Source organism: Methanosarcina sp. A14, from assembly GCF_001729375.1.
Taxonomy (GTDB): Archaea; Halobacteriota; Methanosarcinia; order Methanosarcinales; family Methanosarcinaceae; genus Methanosarcina; species Methanosarcina barkeri.
The window spans coordinates 1-19,022 of sequence record NZ_LZPK01000048.1 but is presented as its reverse complement, the minus strand read 5'-3'; the positions used below and the strand labels follow the sequence as shown (position 1 = coordinate 19,022).

Genomic DNA, 19,022 nt, shown 5'->3' with positions numbered 1-19,022 from the left:
TATTCTTTATAAGTTATACTTTTAATAAGTTCTATTATTTACAAGATATATTTTTAATAAGTTCTACTTTTAATAAGTTCTACTTTTAATAAGTTCTACTTTTAATAAGTTCTACTTTTAATAAGTTCTATTAGTTACAAGATATATTTTTAATAAGTTGTGCTGTTAATAAGTTATACTGATAAGCTACATGAGAATCTTTGCTTCTCCACGAAGATAAGAAGGAAGGTAAAAATGAGCTTTGAGACAGTAATGAAGCAGGTAATTCCATATACAGAGATCACGGTATCCAGGCTGATTTTTGCAGCAATAGTGCTCGTCATGGGGTTTGTTTTATCAAAGTATATTATTCGTATTTTCAGAAGAGGAATACAGAAAACAAAGATTCCGGACCTTACTGTTCAATTTCTCACCCATTTTTTAAGTATCCTCCTTTATGTAATTGTCATTCTTATTTTCTTGAAGAGTCTGAATTTTGACGTGGATAGCTATATAGTAGGAGTTTCTGCAGCAATAGGCATTGTTCTCGGACTTGGCCTGCAGGATACCTTTACGAACCTGACTGCTGGAGTATGTGTTGCCGCAATCAGGCCTATTGATACGGGAGAAATTGTAACCGTGAACGAACAGACAGGAAAAGTGAGATCTGTAGGGCTCATGTCAACCGAGCTCCTGACTCTTGACAACCAGCTCATAACAATCCCGAATAAGCTTGTATGGGGAAGTTCTATTGTTAATATGACACGAATGCCTACAAGAAGAGTGTCGGTTAATGTAGGAATAAGTTACTCCTCAAGCCTTGAAAAAGCTACAGAGATAGCACTCAATCTAATGAAAACACACCCCCTTGTCCTTAAGGAACCCGAACCCGCAGTCGTAACTACCGAACTTGCCAATTCCTCGATAAATTTGCAGCTCAGGGCATGGGCAAAAACAGGAGAAATGGTAACCGTAAAGAATGACCTTGTTGCAGGAATATTTGACGCTTATACGAAAGAAGGAATTGAGATTCCGTTCCCCCAGATGGATATAAATATAAAAGAAATTAAACCAAAAGAAATTAAACCAAAAGAAAGTGGGAAACACATAACGGAACCGGATATGACAGCGCTGGAAGAAAAAATTGTACTTGAAGAGGGGCGCGATGTGGAAGGATTATATTAAGCATAACCAATCCCTCTTTTGAAAAACTATCTATACTTCTTGACCGCCATATCTCTTTTTACACTTGAACAAGTTATATGGACTTAACAGCTATATGGACTTAACATGTTATATGGAACATGGCAGTGATCCTGCCTTCAAGCTCGTTCCAGCGTTCAATTGCCCATGGTGTCGGAAAGAGTTCTACTCCACACTTTTTTTCGGTAAAAAAATTTTCAGCTTCCTCAGATAGTTTAACAAAACCTGTCTGCCCGGTTCCTATAAGGATTTTTTCTGTCCCTTCCTCATAAATGTGCTTTGCTTCCTCAAGCGAGATTTTATGGGAAGTTCCATATAGCTCCTTTGACAGTCCTTTCTCTCTTTTTTCTACCTGTCCATTGAGGCGAATAAGTATGTCATATTTAAAAGTCTCTCCATTTACAGTAATAGAACCAAAACTCGTGGAATCAATCTTTGGCTTCATGGTTCACCTCTTAAATTGAAACTGAAAACAAGCTTTTCTATTTTATAATATTATACATACTTCATATAATTAACAGATATGCCCTGAATACATAAATGTTCAAGCCATAGGCATATATGAATATAAACATTCACATACTTCCGACCCTTGGCAGATCAACCTGGCGAAAATAATGCACTTGAGAAGATTCTACGCCTTTGAAGAATAAAATCAAGTACATTAGGCATTATGATCAAACTCTACCGTAATCCATTAAAGATTTTCCTATCAACTTTTCAGTTCAATAGTAAGCAGATAAACTAAGTGAGCAAATAACGAAAATGTAACCCTATATACAGTAATTTGCGAGGGCGAATAAATGTGGAACTTTGGAATTCAAAAAAATACCGAAGAAAAAAGTAGAACTGTATGTACAAATAATATGCCTTCTTTTAAATAAATAAAACAAATTCACCATTTTAAATGAATAAAAGACTCCAATATCTCGCTGTTAACAAAAAAAACTTCTACAGATTAAGATTTTTCCACACGTGGATTTAATAAAAGAGATTATATAACATAAACTTGTCAAGTACCTTATATTTTTATTCTAAGGTGCATTATATGCAGTTATAGTTATTAATAGTTTTATGTTCTTTTAATTTTCCAGATAAAGTATTATCAAGTTTTAAATTCATTTTTCTATTTTTATTTAAGGCTAAAAAAATAAGTATGTTTATATGATAATATTTCCCAGTGAGTTTCGATTATAGGTGTTCTCGGATTAAAAGAAATCGCACCTGAGAATATAAAATATAACGGGATAAAATACGGAGGAAAAGTAATGCGAAAAACTATGCTTAAGACAATCTGTATTTTCACATTAGTCTTTTTTGTCCTGTCAATGACAGGAGCTGCATGCAGTAACAGTTATAAAAACAGTTGTAATACAAAAACCGATGCAATAAATGATAGTTATAGTATTAGTCTTAAAACATGTCCAAATACTGCTTATTGCTTTAAATATGATACTTTACTTAAGAATGATAAAGGATGCAACCTTAAAGTTACAACTACCGGAACTTACAAGACCAAACTGGGCGGAAAAGTGACAGTTTATAGTGACGGTAAATTCTGCTATAAAGCATCATCAACATGTTGCTCCAAAAAATGTTGTACTTGCACGGACACTTTCACATACAAGATAAAAGGTAAAGATGGAAAAACCGACTGTGCAACCGCTACGCTGAAACTCAAATGTCCCACCTGCTAAAGTACTATTCAGGTACTTCTCCAGTAGGTGAACTTATTATAATTAAATGCATTAAAGGGATAAGGAAGTTTTAACTTCCCGGGATTTAAACCCAAATCCCTTAATGCTTGTCAGTATTCGATTGTTGACTTAATTTTGCCAAAACGCGATAGTTCATGCTTATTTTCTTGTTGGATTCAGATTAATGAATTTTGGTTTTTTAATTTTGGTTTTTTAATTTTGGTTTTTTAATTTTAGTTTTTTAATTTTGGTTTTTTAATAAGAATATTTATAGGAAGATTTACAGATAGCACTTTTCAGAAGCTAGAACTTGAGATTTCATCCCCGCAAACTGCGGACAATCGGGCTTTTTCCTTTTTTGCACATTCCATTGCGTCTTCAACAGCTTCCCTAATGATATACCCGGCCTTGTGAAGGATAGTGTCCCCAAGCTGAGGGTCTTTGTCCATGCTGGCGGTACAGGGATACGAGTGATGAGCACCTGAGATAGTCTCCTTATATTCGACAGTATCAGTCCAGCCGAGCTTTTTTGCCACAAACCAGGTGGAACCGCAAGGGGCATCCCTGAGAACGCCTGCTCCGATAAACATCTTCCCATCAGGGCTCATCTCAATTCTGAGTACAGGCTTCCCAAAACCAAGGTCAACAAACGCGTCTATGACAGGTTTACCGGTTTTTTCAAGAGCGCAGAAAGGCTTTGGACCTTCAAACTCAACTCCAATAGCTTCAAGCTCTTTTTTAAGCTGTTCAAGAACCCCTGCAGGAGTTTTCTTTGAGTCTTCAGCAGGTGCGATCACGGCTTTTGCCTTCGTTTTCTTCACAACGTCCGGAAGAGCTGTAAGAAGGTCTGGGTGGATACCAATAGCAAGTATCAGATCACATTCCGGAAGTTTTTGAGGCATGTACTGCTCGGGCTCTTCTATAAACGTGGGCAGGTCTTGAGGAAATTCATGGATTCCTACAATCAGGTTCGCATATGACTTCCTGGCCTGCCTGCAGTGGTTACAGAGTTCTCCGCAGGACACGCAGAAATTTCCAGGATTTATAAGGTTCTGGATAACTTTTTTTCCAAGTTCGCCTGAGTAGAGTACGAGGATCTTCATAACTTACTCCGATTTATAAGACTGGGCAGTGTTGCAAATTTGCTGTAAATTTGAAGTCAAATTTTTGTGTATTATGGGGAAAATTGATCTCCCTATATTGAGTATTTTATTCAATAACGGTTTGAAATTTATGATTTTACAGAAAAATCGGCATACTGCCAAAGACCAAGGGTTATTTTGTAATTTTCTATTTCTTTTCGTAAAGATAAGTTCCGGATTACTTTGCCCCCAGAATTGAATAAAGAACCGGGACCATAGACCAGCGCGGAAATCGTTGAGAAGTTGCCTGATAAACTGCTAATACTCAGTTATGATACTTCCTCCTTTAATGTCTATCCGGTTTTCTGTAGGATACATTGTAATTATTTGTTTCAATGTATAAATAACGGGAGTTTCAAAATAGAAATCAGTATCCATAAATAAATCTCGTATATAATCAAAGGGAACAAAAATACTGAGACGTGAGAAATAGAAAGGAAACTGATAATAAGGAAAAGAAAGAAAAAAGTAGAGAAAAAGCGATAACGGATAAATGAAAATATTTCTTTTCTGATTTTTTGCTTATTATGCATTCTATTATTTAACCAGAGCTATATGAATGGACCCCCAGAGAATGCCCTTCAAATTAAGGAAAATATGTACCTTATCAGTTTTGGAATTTGGATAGTTTACAGCCCTTTCTAGATCACTCTTTTCCACACTGTAGTCGATGGGCCAAAGAGGCTTCATATTCGTTGATGCTAAAAGATATTGTTCCAACTCCTCATGTGTAAACATTTCCGAAAATATACTGTAGCGCCTAAATAGACGGAGAGGAAATTGGCAATGAATCTTACGCTCCCTATACAATTCTCTCGATTCAGGGCAGACGAAGATCTCGGTCGCAATACTGGCAACGCCTCCAGGCTTCAACACTCGCTCGATCTCTTTCATAGATTTTGCAGCCGCATCTTTCCCACCAAAGTGCTCTATCGAAGAATAGCTGAAAACTGCATCGAAAGTATTGTCATCAAAATGAATATTGGTGCCGCTCATAATTTGTACGCCAAGCCGTTTGCGATTAAATTGACTCGGAGCAAATCGTTCTGGGTTTGTCAACATATCTGTGTTTGCTTCCTTCCACCTTCTGGAAGTGATAGTGTACAAGTCTGTACTAAAGACGTATTTTGCATGGTTAGTTAGGTAAAAAACGGGTGCTTCACTGCCACTTCCTATTCCCAAGAAGTTGCAATTATTATCCATCTTACCAGCCTTCTTCATTGCCAACATTCCGATGGCCCACTCCCAGTGCTTCCGGTGCCGAGTCTCTAGAAGCTCAGGGTACTTTCCGATGTCAAGATTGAGTACATCCTTCATCATCTCCAACAGTTCCGGATCATCCCAGTCTGCCATCGCACAAATTTTGTTTAAACTTTCCATTAGTTTATTGCCCCATATATAGAGTTATTTAAAATTATATTTGAGAATAAATATAGTAACTTTCTAATTTAACCGTCATAGGAATCAGTTGTGCTTATTTAAGAAAGCTACATATATAAATAATTATAATTTAGTATAAAAGTTTTCATAATGTTTTTTGAGTATACCCATATATAAGACCAAAGATGGTTAACATAAAGCTGGTTAACATATGGCTTGATTCTTTAGTATCAGCTCATCCAAAATCAATTTTAGATTCAAATCAATAAAAAGCTTTAACCATTTTCATGATCGGAACTTGATAGATCATCCAGAATTTGAAAACCATGGACATAATTAAGTTTTGGGATGAGCTCAGTAGTAATTGTAGGACAGCATGTGAAAAGTCAGGGATATTCGTGACCCTCTGCGCTCCCGATGTAATAAGGAAAAAAGAGGAAAACCGGAAAAGCCAGAAGAAAAATAAAAGAGTGAGGGAAAGATTTCGTGATTCGATCCTCTCTTTCTTCATTCTCCCAGTTTCAAAGCTCCATGAGGACACATCTTAATGCACACGCCGCACTGGATGCATTTCTTTTCATCTACCAGGACATTCCAGGAGTCGTCAAAAGAATACACATTCATAGGGCAGACCGAAATACAGGCTCCACAATCGATACATTCTTCCTCATCCCTATGAATAGGTCTGTCCAGAATGGAAACTATAGCTCCTCTCGATTCCAGGGCATTTTTGATTTTATCGAACTTGAGGTCATTCACGTCAGCTATTAATTCCCCATAGGTTGAGTCGATATTTGCAACCATTATATTAATCAGGATTCCGGTTTCGACTATGGACTCGGAAATGATAGGGTTATGGATTCTTTCAGTAGGAATGGTGATCTTGATTTTCACGCTCAGTACCTCCTTGCAATGAGTTTGCTGATATTGTCACTCGTTATTATTCCAAGAACCCGCCTTTGAGCATCGATCACCGGCATTGCAGATACCCCGTAACGGTCCAGCCGCCTGGCTGCAAGATCTACAGGCTCGTTCGGAGCGCAGGTCAGCACCTTTTTCGTCATAACATTCTCCACCGAATCAAAGCAATTCTCTGCAACAGCCTTCGAGACATCCCAAGCAGTCAGGATCCCAACCAATTCCCCACCATCAGAAATCACAGTCAGATGGTTGAAAGAGTTCTCCCAGATTTTCTTTGCAGCGTCCTGGACAGTTTGATCTCTTTTGATGGTCACAACAAAACTGGACATCACATCTTTTACGAGAGGTACGACCTGAGTCTCTTTCATGGGTTTGGCAACTCCTTCGGTACACAGTCTTTCCACGGGCATGGTGACAAAGAATTTCCCATGCTTAACCCACGACTTTAACTCGTTTGCGATCTTTCTCGCGTTCTTGAAACTGGAAAGGGAAGATGTGGGCACGTCTTTTCCGTCAATCTGCACCGAACCTGACCGGAGTTCAGCATAATTTACCTTTCTGATAACCGGCTTGTCCCTGCTTCCCACAGCATAGTCCTCAATGGTGGTTACAATATCCTCATCACGAACTGCAGTAGCAGCAGCGAGTTTTTCGTTGAGGATAGGGATAGGAATTCCAACTCCCATGTAAAGAGTAGCTCCGTATCCGGTAAAGGAAGCAGCTCTCAAATAGTCAGGGTTCATCTCTTTCAGGTTACCTTTAAGCATGAGAGTTCCAAAACCGGAAGAAGGAGAATGCTGGGTTCCATTCCCTATAACATAGCCCTGGGCTCCTCCCATGAAAATCCTTGTTCCCATGCCTATAGTTTCATAGCTTGGGTCATTTGAGAGAGGAGAGAGGACTCCTGCCCCCGAATAGGTTACATTTCCGAAATTGGGCAGAAGCTCACCCATATAAGTATGCAGAGTCCTTTTAGAACTGTTAGTTGCTGCTGCATATTTCTGGTAGGCGTTCCTTGGGTTAAGAAGCATGGCTTCATTAAGGTCCTCAAGAGAAATTATCGTATCAAGTACTTTCCTTGGATAACAATCCGTCCCATACGAAGTCGCATGAACATCGACCTCTTTGCCCCTGAGAAGATCTTCAATAACATGAGCTCCACCATACTGAATTCCCCGTGTATCTGAGATCTGGGCAGCCCCCAGGTAAGCGTCTACGGCTGCCAGTCCACTGTATGCTTCTACATTGTTGAACCAGATCTTCTGGATTTTTATGGGAGGCTCGGAATGTCCCAGGTTAAGCATCAAGCCGGATGAACACATAGCTCCGAATGTGCCTGTAGTAACTACATCTACTTCCTTTGCAGCCCCTTCAGCGCCAAGCTCCTCAACAATTGTGACCATTTCCTCGGCTGTCACTACATTGACGCTTCCATCTTCAATTTTTCTATTAATCTCATGAACTGATTTTTTAACCATTGGGGGTCTCCTCTTTTTGTAAATTTTATGAATAGTAATATTTATTATAATTATATATTATTTATGATAATGTTAAAGGTAACAGCTCTGCCTGAAAACGTGAAAAGCTGTGCCTGAATTTGATTTAGTTTCAGGTTTTCAGGTTTATGCCCTTAATTCAATAAATAATATTCATAATTATGGGCTATATATATTACTTACGATAATTTGAAAATTCTCATACCATAGAGTCAAACTATAAATAGATATAACAGTTCATGTGGAAACATTTTGAATAATCAAGAGCTTTTCTCATACTCCAGAAGGTTAATTTCAGTAAGTTTCTTATGCTAAGAAGATATACCCGAGGCCAGGTGATCTGTTGACACGTATACTTGCTACCGGGACTTTTGACCTTCTACACCCCGGACATATTTATTTTCTGACCCAGGCCCGAGCTCTAGGAGATGAGCTTTTCGTTATTGTTGCTAGAGACTCAAATGTGACTCATAAGCCAAAACCAATTGTGCCCGAAGAGCAGCGGCTGGAGATGGTAAGTGCGCTCGGGATAGTAGATAAAGCGCTTTTAGGCAGCGAAAAAGATATGTTTGAACCCCTGAAGCATATCAGGCCGGACATAATTGCCTTGGGTTACGACCAGCGTTTTAACGCCGAAAATCTGGAAGAAGAACTTGCTAAAAGAGGGCTTCCTGCAAATGTGGTAAGGATTCCACTTTCAAAAGAATGCCCACTTTGTAGTACAGGTGCAATCATAAAAGAAGTACTTAAACGGTATGGGTAAATTTGCCCCTACCGTTTCCCGATTTGATTGATGCCTGTTATTTACTCATACTTTTATTAAGAAAAATAATTGACTGAATTTAATTTAGAAAAACACCTTTTCAAGTCTTTCAAGAGCTTCCCTGATTCGGTCAATCGATGTTGCATAGGAAATCCTTACGAAATCCTCGCCAGATGAACCAAAAGCAATTCCAGGCGTAACTGCAACCTGAGCTTCTTTCAGGAGCCGTTCTGCAACCTGAGTCCCGTTTCCATACTCGCTGACATTAGCAAAAGCATAGAAAGCTCCATCAGGCTTTTTACATTCAAACCCCATTTTGTTCAGACCGTCGATAAGGACATCACGGCGTACTTTGAAACGGTCAACCATTGCTTTAACGCTGTCCTGAGGGCCCTGAAGGGCTTCAAGTCCACCGTACTGAACAAACGTAGTCGCACTGCTTACCGAATGAGACTGAATTTTAAGTAGAAGTTTGAGAATTTCAGGAGGAGCAGTCAGGTAGCCGAGTCTCCAGCCTGTCATGGCATATGCCTTAGAAAAACCATTTACGGTGATAGTTCTTTCCTGCATTCCATCGAGGCTGCCAATGCTGATATGTTCCCTGTCATAGATAATTTTCTCATAAATCTCATCCGAAACCACTATGAGGTCATGGTCAATTGCAAGATCCGCGATACATTGCAAAGTCTTTTTTCCAAAGACCCCACCTGTTGGATTTCCCGGACTATTGACAACAATGAGCTTGGTTTTATCAGTGATGTACTCTTCAAAATTGTCAGGAATGAAACCTTTTTCAGGAACTGTTGGAACCCAGACTGTTTCCGCCCCCGCAAAACGTATGCATGCATCATAAGTTACCCATGCAGGGTTAAACAGGAGAGCCTGGTTCCCATCATCGAGAACGCTCATCATTACCTCAAAAATTCCCTGTTTCGCTCCGGGGGTGACAAGTACACCTGCCTCGGTTACATCGAGGTTGTTTTCCGTCCTCAATTTTTCGGCAATAGCTGCCCTTAGTTCAGGAATACCTCCAGAAGGAGCATAGTGGGTTTTTCCCTCATACATAGCCTTTGCCGCAGCATCGCAGATATTCTTAGGGGTATTGAAATCAGGTTCACCAAGGCTGAAATTGATTACGTCTGTACCCTCTTTAATCATTCTAGTCGCAATATTGGAGATCCTTATCGTTGCGGATTCTTCTACACGCTTGAGCCTTGCGGATGACATAGGAATGGTCCTGGTATTACATTTACTAATATAGTTATTATAACATTCACAGCCGCCGCACCAGCTTTACTGCAGCTTCAACGGCCCGCTTTGCATAGTCCACACGTTCATGAGCCGCCATGCGGGTCATGCCTGGGCCAGAAATTCCGAGAGTTACAGGCTTATTGAACTCAAGAGAAAGATCCATGATTTTCCGTGCCGCGTGCTGCATAACCACCTGGTCATGGTCAGTATCGCCTTCAATTACAGATCCTATAGTAACCACGGCATCAATGTCATCCCTTTGGCAAAGCTTCTTGATCGCAAGCGGCATGTCAAAGGCCCCTGGGACAAGAATAGTCTCTTTAACTGTTGCCCCCAGGAACTCCGCGTGTTCTCTTCCAAGCAGTTCCATCTGATAGGTCAGATCCCTGTTAAATTCAGCTACAACAAATCCTAGGCTGATAGTCATCTGATAAGATCTCCAGTCTTGTTTTTACATAAATTGATTCATGTTCTTAATGGACCTGCGTCTTCAAAGCCTTGCCTTTGGCCGGTACCGGCTTCTCGAATTAACTTTTCAGGCTTGAAGAGCAGTTTGATTACGTTTAAAGCGTGCTCTCGAGTCCTTCTGTCCATAAGGAAAGCAAGTTCCTTTTCGTCCTTTCCTTCATTTTCATGGACAAAGACCTCGATAATATGGGTGTTGGTCATGAGCTGGGCCATAATAATGCCCTGAGAAGCTTCATGAGCACAAATTTTATCCTGTTCTTTAGCTCCAGGCATGCCAAGCGCCATAACGATATCGCACCCTTCTTCTTCAATAAGTTTTTTGGCTGCGACCGGAAGGTCCTTTATCCCTGGCACGGTTACTCTTTTGATTTTTACAGATACGTTTTTTTGTATCTCATCAATTGCCGCACGCCCCATATTATAGCGTGCGAACGTAGTATCTGCAATTCCTATTGTGGGCATATAAATCCAATCGAAATTTCGGTTAAAATCTTTTCAGGATTTTCCTGAAAAGATCTGGTAGATATTGTTCTACCTGTATCTAAGTCTATAACTTTATCCTTTTCAGGCTCTGTCAAGAACCCTGTTTGCAGCTTCTACACCTGCTCCCAGGCGATCAATGTAGCCATGCTTATTCAACACAATTTCCAGCTGCTGGATGGTTGAAAGCACATCCCTTCCGGTCACATTACCCATGCAGCCTATTCTGAAAATCTTGTTTTTAAGACGTTCCTGCCCGCCTGCAATAATTACGCCTCTTGCCTTCATATCACTCTTTATATCCTCACCAGTAACATCTGTGGGAGCCTTCATAGCAGAGACAGTGTTAGAGTAATGGCTGTATTCGTTAAGCTGCGGGAACATCTCAATGTTCAGTTCGGCAACTGCTGCCCTTATGGCTTCAGAAAGGACTCTGTGTCTCTTAATCCTTGCCTCCATTCCTTCCTCCTTTACGATGTGCAGAGCCTCCTGAAGCGCATAGAAGAGAGGAATTGCAGGAGTGTAAGGTGTTTCTGCTTTGGGCTTATCTCCACTCTTTTTATATGCAAGTAGGTCGTTATAGTATGGCCTTTTAGTTACATCCTTCATAACCTCAAAAGCCTTTTCACTTACGGAAACAACTGAAAGTCCAGGAGGAGCTGCAAGACACTTCTGTGAGCCTACAACTGCAATGTCAACTCCCCACTCATCAACCTTTACATCATCTCCTCCAAGGGAAGTCACACCGTCCATAATAAAGAGGGCATCATGCTTTTTAGCAAGTTTGCCAATTTCTGCTGCAGGGTTGAGAATGCCTGCAGATGTCTCGTTGTGGACAAGAGTGATGGCTTTTGCCCCTTCTTCGAGTTTTTCCTTGACAACCTCAAGGTTAACCGGCTGACCCCATTCGAATACAACTGGAACAACTTCTCCATAGATAGCTGCAATGTCTTTAAACCGCTCTCCAAACTTTCCATTTTCTATGGCAACAACTTTGTCTCCGCTTCCAACCGAAGAACCGACAGCAGCTTCCATTCCTGCCGTTCCAGAGCCACTGAGCACGAAAATATCATTCTTTGTCTGGAAAATGCTGGAAAGGATTTCCCTGCAATCAGTATAAATTCCGGCAAATTCCGCACTTCGATGGTTGATCATCGGTTTTGACATAGCTCTAAGGACTCTGGGTGTAACAGTTACGGGGCCAGGCATCATGAGAAGGGTATCTTCCAGATCCATATATTATGCTCCACATTTTTAAAAATTTAATTTGGAATATAATTAGATTTTAATTTTTGATTTAATTTAATCCGAGTTTATTTTTGATTTAATTTAATATTTATCCTTAAATCTAATCCAATTTATTTTTTGATTTAATATAATTAAATATTTTATTTATAAAGTGGTTTTAATACTTCCGTTTTTATCTGTTTAAGAAGTTGTATTAACCTACAGTATTAAAATACTGCAAATTTGAAATAATTCAGAGTAATATCATTGTGATACGGTATGCTTAAAAGGCCCCGCCGTATTTTATTCCGGGAATTTGTCACAGGACTCATTAAATGAGTTACTTTGCATGATTAAGCATTATTCCGATTTAGAGATCAGGTTTAATTGGATTCTAGTATATAATTGATGTGCTTTTCAAACCCTGATTCCGAATACCGCTCTATAGGGAGAACGGATTTTGCTAATTAACCCTGGAGAAGCGTCATTACATCATGTTTCGTCACGACGCCGATAACTGCTCCTTTTTCTAATACCAGTACGGCAGGGTTTCCTTCCAGCATGTGCGACACTACTGAGATAGATATACCTGGAGACACTGTTGGGAAGGCCTCTCCCATTATCTCAGAAACTTTCAACTGGGAAATTGATTTTTTCTTACTTTCGGCCATCAATTTCACTATCATGTCTTCGGAAACACTTCCAACCGGAATGCCCCTATCAAGCACAGGGACCTGTGAAAAACCATACTTCTGCATCAGGTTTACTACTTCTTCCACAGAATCACTTGGTGAAACATGAATTACAGGGGAATGCATCAGATCTATTATAATAATCTGCTGTTCCTTTTCAACTTCCTCAAAAGCGTCAAGGATTTTCCTGACAGTCGAAAGCCTGGGATCTACGTCTCCCGATTCTATACGAGCTATAAGGGGCTGACTTACTCCTGCCCTTTTAGCCAGATCGCTCTGGGTAAGCCCGAGTTCATTTCTTCTTTTTTTAAGATCTTCGGGTGTTGGAAGCTGCATGTATATTACCGATAGTAATTATTATATTTAATATCATTGGTTAACATAATTTGTGAAGTTAAAAAAAAGGTGATATTAAATTCAGAGAATTATTCTCGGGAAACTCTATACAGAACTGGGTAAAAAAAGAGAAATTAAAAATACTCAGTTTAAAGATCAGAGATAAACATCGTATTAAAAAAATTATAAGATTTGTAAAAAACACTAAAATTATAAAAAAATAGTAAAGTTGTAAGAAAAATAAATAAGTAAAAAACAACATGTGAGCAGGAAACAAAAAGGTAATAAATCAACAGGAAAAGAAGTGACTAAATCAACAGGAAAATTAAAATAAGGTAAATCTGTACTTTAAAGAAGACAAACCTGTGATTATAGCTTTTTTTTGCTTAAATATAGGAGGGGTTCTCGATTTCTTTAGATTTCCTAATTCTGAGTTCGCCTTTTATAGCTTCGTAGTATTTCATCGTGTCCGAAGTGACTGAAGGTCCAGTTTCTGTTATTGCTTTAATGAAGTGTCTCTGCTTAACATTTTTTGCGTGAAGATCCTCACGCAGAGCAAGCCTTCCTGCCTTTTTACATATGGCTGCAATGTCTGCACCTGTATACTGATCAGTCATAGAAACGAGCTTTTCGATATCAATACCCTCTGCAAGCGCCATTTTTTCGGTATGGACTTTGAAGATCTCCCTGCGAGCTCCCTCATCAGGAATAGGAACAAGAATCAGTTCATCAAAACGTCCTGGTCGGATAAGTGCAGGATCGATAACGTCCGGGCGATTGGTTGCACCAATTACCACTACAGCCCTGAGCTCTTCAAGTCCGTCCATTTCGGAGAGAAGCTGATTAAGGATTCTTGCCGTAACCTGAGGCTCACTTATAGAAGCCCCGCGAATAGGCGCAAGTGAGTCAAGTTCGTCCAGGAAAATAATAGATGGAGCAACCTGCCTTGCCCGTGTAAAAACCTCAGCTATCCTTTTTTCGGATTCTCCATACCATTTGGAAAGTAGATCACTTCCCTTGGCTGTGATAAAATTAGCATCCGATTCATGAGCTATCGCCTTTGCAAGCAGAGTCTTTCCCGTACCCGGAGGGCCATACAGAAGGACCCCTTTAGGAGCTTCAACCCCGATATCTCTGTAAGATTCCGGATTCTTAAGAGGCCATTCTACGACCTCTTTCAGGAGCCTTTTTACTTCTTCCAGACCGCCGACGTCGTCCCAGCTGACAGTTGGCACTTCGATAAGGATTTCCCTTATTGCTGAAGGCTGGACATCTTTGAGAGCATTTTCAAAATCTTCTCTTATTACCTGGAGGGAATCCAGAATTTCAGCTGGGATTTCAGGTTCATTAAGATTGATTTTAGGTAAAACCTTCCGTAAGGCACTCATAGCTGCCTCCCTGCACAGGGCAGCAATATCAGCTCCTACGAATCCGTATGTTATTTGAGCAAAATCCATGAGGTTTACGTCTTCGGCAAGAGGCATTCCTCTGGTATGGATCTGGAAAATTTCTAACCTTCCATCAGTATCCGGGACTCTAAGTTCAATTTCTCGGTCAAATCTGCCCGGGCGGCGGAGTGCTACATCCAGGGCTTCGGGACGGTTGGTTGACCCTATAACGATTACATTCTTGCGGGCTTTAAGCCCATCCATAAGGGAGAGAAGTTGAGCAACTACTCTTCTTTCCACTTCTCCGGTTACCTCAGCTCTTTTAGGGGCAATGGAATCGATCTCATCCAGGAAGATAATTGCAGGAGCATTCTTTTCTGCGTCCTCGAAAATTTCCCTTATCGCCCTTTCGGATTCGCCGTAATATTTGGACATAATCTCAGGACCATTGATCGAAATAAAGTAGGCATCGGATTCGTTAGCAACTGCTTTTGCAAGCAGAGTCTTTCCCGTTCCGGGCGGGCCATGGAGCAGTACCCCTTTTGGAGCATCAATTCCTAGCCTGTCAAAAAGCTCAGGGTGCTTCAAAGGCAATTCTATCATTTCCCTAACTTTCCCAATGGCTTCTTTTAGCCCACCTAGATCTTCATACATAACAGTAGGGATATTCTGTTCAGAGGTTACCTCGGTCGCTTCAGGCAAAAGCTCAACTTGTGTTAAGTCTGTAATCTTTACTATTCCAGACGGAGAAATAGAAACTACTTGCAATTTTATTTCTCCAAGCCCGAAAGACGGCCCAAAGCCCTGGTCGAAAAAGTCCTGGAAGAAATCTTCGAACATACCTCCTTTGCCGAAAGTCTCACTTTCCCTTGATTTCTTCAAACTTGTGGTAGAAATAAAATCCCCTTTTGAAACCGTACGGTTTATGAATACGGCTTTAAGAGTTTCGCTTGGAGCATAGATTTGCATGCCCCTGGATACAGGCGCAAGAGTTACACTTTTTGCTTCTTTCCAGTCGGCTTTGCAGATATCCACATATTCCCCTACACTGGTTTTTGCATTAATGCGGATAAGCCCATCCATACGTATTATCTCAAGTCCTGAATCACTAGGGTACGGGCGTCCGATAAGGGCTGAAGTCGATTTTTCCCCTTTGATTTCCACGACGTCGAAAGGCTTAAGACCCAGTTTTTCCCGGAAACTTTCGCCTATTCGGACAATGCCTTTTCCAACATCCCGTTGATCGGCTTCTGCAACTTTCAATTTTATCGTTGTCTTACTATCAGTCAAATAATACCCCCCGTTTCCAGCAGTAAAAGTGTCCAGGACTTTGTGAAAAGATCAGCAACTCTCAGATAGGTCAGCATCAGTCGCTTACCTTTTTTGCCTCTTCATCAAGTTTCTTTAAATTGGTAGGGATGGGGTTTTCTTTGAGCAGCTTTGCAAAATATGTCAGATTGTGTACCATATATCTGGCTGTCCGATTTGCATAGAGATGCCTATCTCCTCCAGCTTCTATGTAACTTGGACCCGGCCCTGCATCACCAACCCAGTAACAGTCTGCATTTGGGGGAACAGTGCATCCCAGATGAATAAGGTTAAAAAGTATAGTTGAACAGACATCATGTGCTCCATCCTCGTTTCCGGTAACTATGACTCCCGCAGTCTTTCCATAAAGAGGATACTGACCGGTTTCGGGATCTCCTTCCGTATAAGTACCATCCAGCCTCTCAATTACCATCTTTGCCACAGATGAGAGAACACCAAACCAGATGGGAGTTGCTATAACAAGAATATCACAGGCTTTTATCTTCTCAAGGATCAAAGGCCATTCATCTCCTCCCCCTTCATCTGAGGAAATCCCAAAAGCCACTTTATGATCCACAATCCTTATCACTTCACTTTCAACACCAAGTTCACCAAAGATAGCTACTGCCTTGTCAACAAGAGCGCGAGTATTTGATACTCGAGGAGATTTTTTCAGAGTGCAGTTTAAAAAAAGTGCCTTAATCACCATAGTATATATGTTTCCAAACTGCTTTTATTTATACGGGGACGCATTATAATTTAGAAATGTTATTTCTGAATTACTCACCAGGCATTTTATCCTCACCTGATCTTTGGGCTGAGTTTTACATAAGAGTACCTCAAGAAAAGGGATTGACACGGAAAAAGGCGATTTCAAGTATAATTGTAGGATAGTGAAACATTGTAGGATAGTGAAACATTGTAGGATAGTGAAACTGGAAAATCCGAAAAAAGAAAAAGATGGGAAAGTGTAATAAAAATTAAAAAAGAAATAAATTGCTTAGAGCTTGAGTTCCTTAGCCATTTCCTGAAAGACTTTTCCTTTGTCAGTAGTGATGAAAAGCCCATTTTCATGTCTGATAAGCTCTTTTTCTTTCAACATTTCAAGGTATTTCTGGGCGATATTAAAGTTCAAATTAACCTCATATACAATGTGAGTTTTCTTTGCCCCGTTCATTGCTACTCTTAAAATATCGACTGCAATATCAGTCCTGCTCCTTCTCTTAATACTGACTCCTCCCCCACGGTAGTTTTTAAATAATCTTTGTAGGTAGTTACGCCTTAAAAATATTAAAGCATATCTTTTTGTAGGTAACAAAGATTCTAAATCTTTATCGTCCCCCTTTCTATATAACAATTTCAGTACTATATATAATGTCAAGTTATAAAGAAAAAAGATTTAAACGGACAAGTTCCCTTTTGCGACTAGAGAAAAAGGTAAATTGCCAGAAAAAATTGGAAATAGCTTTTAGTTACTCATTATAAATAAAAATTAGAGTTAACATAGAGTGTATATTAGATACTAAAATCGTAGAAAACAAAACTGAGAAGTTGCATAAAATAATACACTCATACTCTTCAAAATACTGAAGCGACTAGCGCTTTAATTCCAAAATAAATTCCTTATTTATCGGAAAACTCATGATTAGTGAATATATTCAAAAGTTTCAAAATTCAATTGGATGCAAACAATAACCAAACGGAGTGAACTAGAGAATACTTTGGTTGGTATGATAATATATCATGCAAAAATTGATGAAACGGGCTATGTAAAAGTCAAAGCTATTCTGGGACAGAACCTGGGTGGGAATGATTCTACTTCTTAATACAGTAGTCAATATTTTTTAGATTATTATGGAAATGAAACAACAGAATATAAAGGTAAACTTTTGGATGTAATTACTCTTGAGAAAGAGATTAAATGTGAACTTATAGTTGTACAACCAGATTAAAATCTGAACTTGAAGTAAGAGTTGAAAGATTAGAAAATAAAAATCTATAAACATCTAAAAAGAGAAGATTATAAAAAGAATGGGCCCGCTGAGATTCGAACTCAGGATCCCCGCCGTGTAAAGGCGATGTCATAACCGACTAGACCACGAGCCCAGTTTGCCTTTTTAGAATTGCTGTAAGAGCAACACCAAAATGTCACTAGTTATATATATCTCTTTTGTTAGGAAAGAAACTCAGGGCTATCTGAAAGTTAGTTACTTCGCAAAATAAGAATATTTTTTACTGAAATAAATCCTTATTGCATTAAATAAGACTGCTATTGCGCTATATAATATTACTATACTAAATAAGAAAAATTTACAATAATAGATCACATTTTAGTAAAAATGAGATCTGGATAATTATTACACCAAATTGTTATTATATTATATGTTCTAGTTAATATAGAAAGTAATTACCATACTTTATTTTTAAACATAAATGTAAATATACATATAAAGCTGAAAATTAAGAATAATTCATTTTAAACATTGACATTAGATGATTTATATGCTAGATTGAGATAATTCTGAATGTATAAAAAAGCGAAGCAAAATATATTTATAGTAGATTAGCGTGAAATAACTTGTGAGCGGGTCTCTATTTTATATGATAACCCCAACACTCAACACCCCAATTCATACTCCCCAACCCGCTCATCTTATTCTCATCAAAATAGAAATATATATTAATGGAAACGATTCAAAGGCTTTAAATTGTGGGTTCCTATAGTACAATGCTAGAAAATAAATTGAGATATCTGGCCATGAAACTACTCTGGAAACTCATTTAGAAAGAAATTTAATAATTAAATGATTAAGAAAAGGAGATTTGGATAGGTTAGACCTTAACTCCATCCAATGGTTATTATAGATTTTTACTTCAGGAAGTAGAATTTCTAGCTAAAAGAAAAACCCATAAACATCAAGTAAAATTTATAAATACGAGACTATAGAAATGAAAAACTATTTATAAGATGAATAAATAGTCATGTCGCGTGAGCGGGTCTTTTTTCCATAGTATAACCCCAAAACAATATCCCCCAACTATTTCCCCCAACTATTCCCCAAACTCTCCAGCCCGCTCACAAATATTTTTCAGTTTATTTTAACTGTTGATAGCAGTTCAGAAATTTTTTTTGCCAATATATACTAACTCGTCTAATTCTGCATATAAACTTCCTTCGTATCTATTCCACATGATCTAAAAAATTGATATGATGTACATAGTACAAATTGCAGCAATCAGAAAAATCAATTCGTCTCTTACTTAATAAAAGATAAGAAAACTAACAGAAAT

General features: G+C 39.1%; 16 protein-coding genes and 1 tRNA gene. 3 read left to right on the top strand and 14 right to left on the bottom strand.

All coding sequences use genetic code 11. The annotated features are described in order from the left end of the window. Positions 1–234: 234 nt before the first annotated feature. Positions 235–1,164 carry a mechanosensitive ion channel family protein gene (locus A9239_RS03285; protein WP_048120892.1) on the top strand — a complete coding sequence of 310 codons (930 nt, stop codon included), beginning with the start codon at positions 235–237 and terminating at the stop codon, positions 1,162–1,164. A gap of 100 nt (positions 1,165–1,264) precedes the next feature. Here A9239_RS03285 and A9239_RS03280 read toward each other — a convergent pair whose 3' ends face one another. After that, on the bottom strand, positions 1,265–1,627 hold the full coding sequence (locus A9239_RS03280; RefSeq protein WP_048120894.1) for an Mth938-like domain-containing protein: 363 nt from the start codon (positions 1,625–1,627) through the stop codon (positions 1,265–1,267). An 823-nt stretch (positions 1,628–2,450) separates the two neighbouring features. On the opposite strand from A9239_RS03280, the gene A9239_RS03275 reads away from it, so the two are divergent. After that, positions 2,451–2,879 carry an Ig-like domain-containing protein gene (locus A9239_RS03275; protein WP_048120896.1) on the top strand — a complete coding sequence of 143 codons (429 nt, stop codon included), beginning with the start codon at positions 2,451–2,453 and terminating at the stop codon, positions 2,877–2,879. Between the two features lie 296 nt (positions 2,880–3,175). Here A9239_RS03275 and A9239_RS03270 read toward each other — a convergent pair whose 3' ends face one another. From A9239_RS03270 to A9239_RS03250, 4 genes are all read right to left on the bottom strand, one after another. Continuing rightward, entirely contained in the window at positions 3,176–3,982 is an 807-nt protein-coding gene (locus A9239_RS03270) for a DUF166 domain-containing protein (protein WP_048120898.1), read from the bottom strand. Between the two features lie 576 nt (positions 3,983–4,558). Next, complete coding sequence (locus A9239_RS03265; RefSeq protein WP_238985650.1) at positions 4,559–5,341, bottom strand: class I SAM-dependent methyltransferase; 783 nt, start codon at positions 5,339–5,341, stop codon at positions 4,559–4,561. A gap of 567 nt (positions 5,342–5,908) precedes the next feature. Beyond that, entirely contained in the window at positions 5,909–6,295 is a 387-nt protein-coding gene (locus A9239_RS03255) for a 4Fe-4S binding protein (protein ID WP_048120904.1), read from the bottom strand. Positions 6,296–6,297: 2 nt separating this feature from the next. Further along, positions 6,298–7,800, bottom strand: coding sequence for an L-aspartate semialdehyde sulfurtransferase (locus A9239_RS03250; RefSeq protein WP_048120906.1), 1,503 nt, complete (start codon positions 7,798–7,800; stop codon positions 6,298–6,300). Positions 7,801–8,137: 337 nt separating this feature from the next. Here A9239_RS03250 and A9239_RS03245 point away from each other — a divergent pair, with 337 nt between their 5' ends. Continuing rightward, on the top strand, positions 8,138–8,581 hold the full coding sequence (locus tag A9239_RS03245) for an adenylyltransferase/cytidyltransferase family protein (protein WP_048120908.1): 444 nt from the start codon (positions 8,138–8,140) through the stop codon (positions 8,579–8,581). Positions 8,582–8,665: 84 nt separating this feature from the next. Here the strand turns inward: A9239_RS03245 and A9239_RS03240 are convergent, their stop codons facing one another. The 9 genes from A9239_RS03240 to A9239_RS03200 form a co-directional block, all read right to left on the bottom strand. Beyond that, positions 8,666–9,808: a pyridoxal phosphate-dependent aminotransferase gene (locus A9239_RS03240; RefSeq protein WP_048120909.1), complete on the bottom strand. Its 1,143-nt coding sequence runs from the start codon at positions 9,806–9,808 to the stop codon at positions 8,666–8,668. Between the two features lie 46 nt (positions 9,809–9,854). Beyond that, positions 9,855–10,259, bottom strand: a complete 405-nt coding sequence (gene ribH, locus A9239_RS03235; RefSeq protein WP_048120911.1) for a 6,7-dimethyl-8-ribityllumazine synthase — start codon at positions 10,257–10,259, stop codon at positions 9,855–9,857. Positions 10,260–10,297: 38 nt separating this feature from the next. Next, entirely contained in the window at positions 10,298–10,762 is a 465-nt protein-coding gene (ribC, locus tag A9239_RS03230; protein ID WP_048120913.1) for a riboflavin synthase, read from the bottom strand. 102 nt (positions 10,763–10,864) lie between these two features. Continuing rightward, positions 10,865–12,016 carry an alanine--glyoxylate aminotransferase family protein gene (locus A9239_RS03225; RefSeq protein WP_048120915.1) on the bottom strand — a complete coding sequence of 384 codons (1,152 nt, stop codon included), beginning with the start codon at positions 12,014–12,016 and terminating at the stop codon, positions 10,865–10,867. A gap of 458 nt (positions 12,017–12,474) precedes the next feature. Further along, complete coding sequence (locus A9239_RS03220; RefSeq protein WP_048120917.1) at positions 12,475–13,035, bottom strand: CBS domain-containing protein; 561 nt, start codon at positions 13,033–13,035, stop codon at positions 12,475–12,477. A 386-nt stretch (positions 13,036–13,421) separates the two neighbouring features. Further along, the gene (locus A9239_RS03215; RefSeq protein WP_048120919.1) at positions 13,422–15,713 is read right to left on the bottom strand and encodes a CDC48 family AAA ATPase; all 2,292 of its coding nucleotides are present in this window, start codon (positions 15,711–15,713) and stop codon (positions 13,422–13,424) included. Positions 15,714–15,789: 76 nt separating this feature from the next. Then, positions 15,790–16,440, bottom strand: a complete 651-nt coding sequence (locus tag A9239_RS03210) for a flavodoxin family protein (protein WP_048120921.1) — start codon at positions 16,438–16,440, stop codon at positions 15,790–15,792. 291 nt (positions 16,441–16,731) lie between these two features. Then, a complete protein-coding gene (locus tag A9239_RS03205) occupies positions 16,732–17,049 on the bottom strand; it encodes a winged helix-turn-helix domain-containing protein (RefSeq protein WP_230668873.1) in 318 nt (105 codons plus the stop codon). A gap of 714 nt (positions 17,050–17,763) precedes the next feature. Then, positions 17,764–17,837 (bottom strand) — tRNA-Val (locus A9239_RS03200). Positions 17,838–19,022 lie beyond the last annotated feature (1,185 nt).

What these genes read in the sequence shown, in the direction of transcription:
- A9239_RS03240 (WP_048120909.1), bottom strand. Translation starts at nt 9,808, where the DNA reads ATGTCATCCGCAAGGCTCAAGCGTGTAGAAGAATCCGCAACGATAAGG.
- ribH (WP_048120911.1), bottom strand. Translation starts at nt 10,259, where the DNA reads ATGACTATCAGCCTAGGATTTGTTGTAGCTGAATTTAACAGGGATCTG.
- A9239_RS03225 (WP_048120915.1), bottom strand. Translation starts at nt 12,016, where the DNA reads ATGGATCTGGAAGATACCCTTCTCATGATGCCTGGCCCCGTAACTGTT.
- A9239_RS03220 (WP_048120917.1), bottom strand. Translation starts at nt 13,035, where the DNA reads ATGCAGCTTCCAACACCCGAAGATCTTAAAAAAAGAAGAAATGAACTC.
- A9239_RS03285 (WP_048120892.1), top strand. Translation starts at nt 235, where the DNA reads ATGAGCTTTGAGACAGTAATGAAGCAGGTAATTCCATATACAGAGATC.
- ribC (WP_048120913.1), bottom strand. Translation starts at nt 10,762, where the DNA reads ATGCCCACAATAGGAATTGCAGATACTACGTTCGCACGCTATAATATG.
- A9239_RS03275 (WP_048120896.1), top strand. Translation starts at nt 2,451, where the DNA reads ATGCGAAAAACTATGCTTAAGACAATCTGTATTTTCACATTAGTCTTT.
- A9239_RS03210 (WP_048120921.1), bottom strand. Translation starts at nt 16,440, where the DNA reads ATGGTGATTAAGGCACTTTTTTTAAACTGCACTCTGAAAAAATCTCCT.
- A9239_RS03250 (WP_048120906.1), bottom strand. Translation starts at nt 7,800, where the DNA reads ATGGTTAAAAAATCAGTTCATGAGATTAATAGAAAAATTGAAGATGGA.
- A9239_RS03265 (WP_238985650.1), bottom strand. Translation starts at nt 5,341, where the DNA reads ATGATGAAGGATGTACTCAATCTTGACATCGGAAAGTACCCTGAGCTT.
- A9239_RS03270 (WP_048120898.1), bottom strand. Translation starts at nt 3,982, where the DNA reads ATGAAGATCCTCGTACTCTACTCAGGCGAACTTGGAAAAAAAGTTATC.
- A9239_RS03280 (WP_048120894.1), bottom strand. Translation starts at nt 1,627, where the DNA reads ATGAAGCCAAAGATTGATTCCACGAGTTTTGGTTCTATTACTGTAAAT.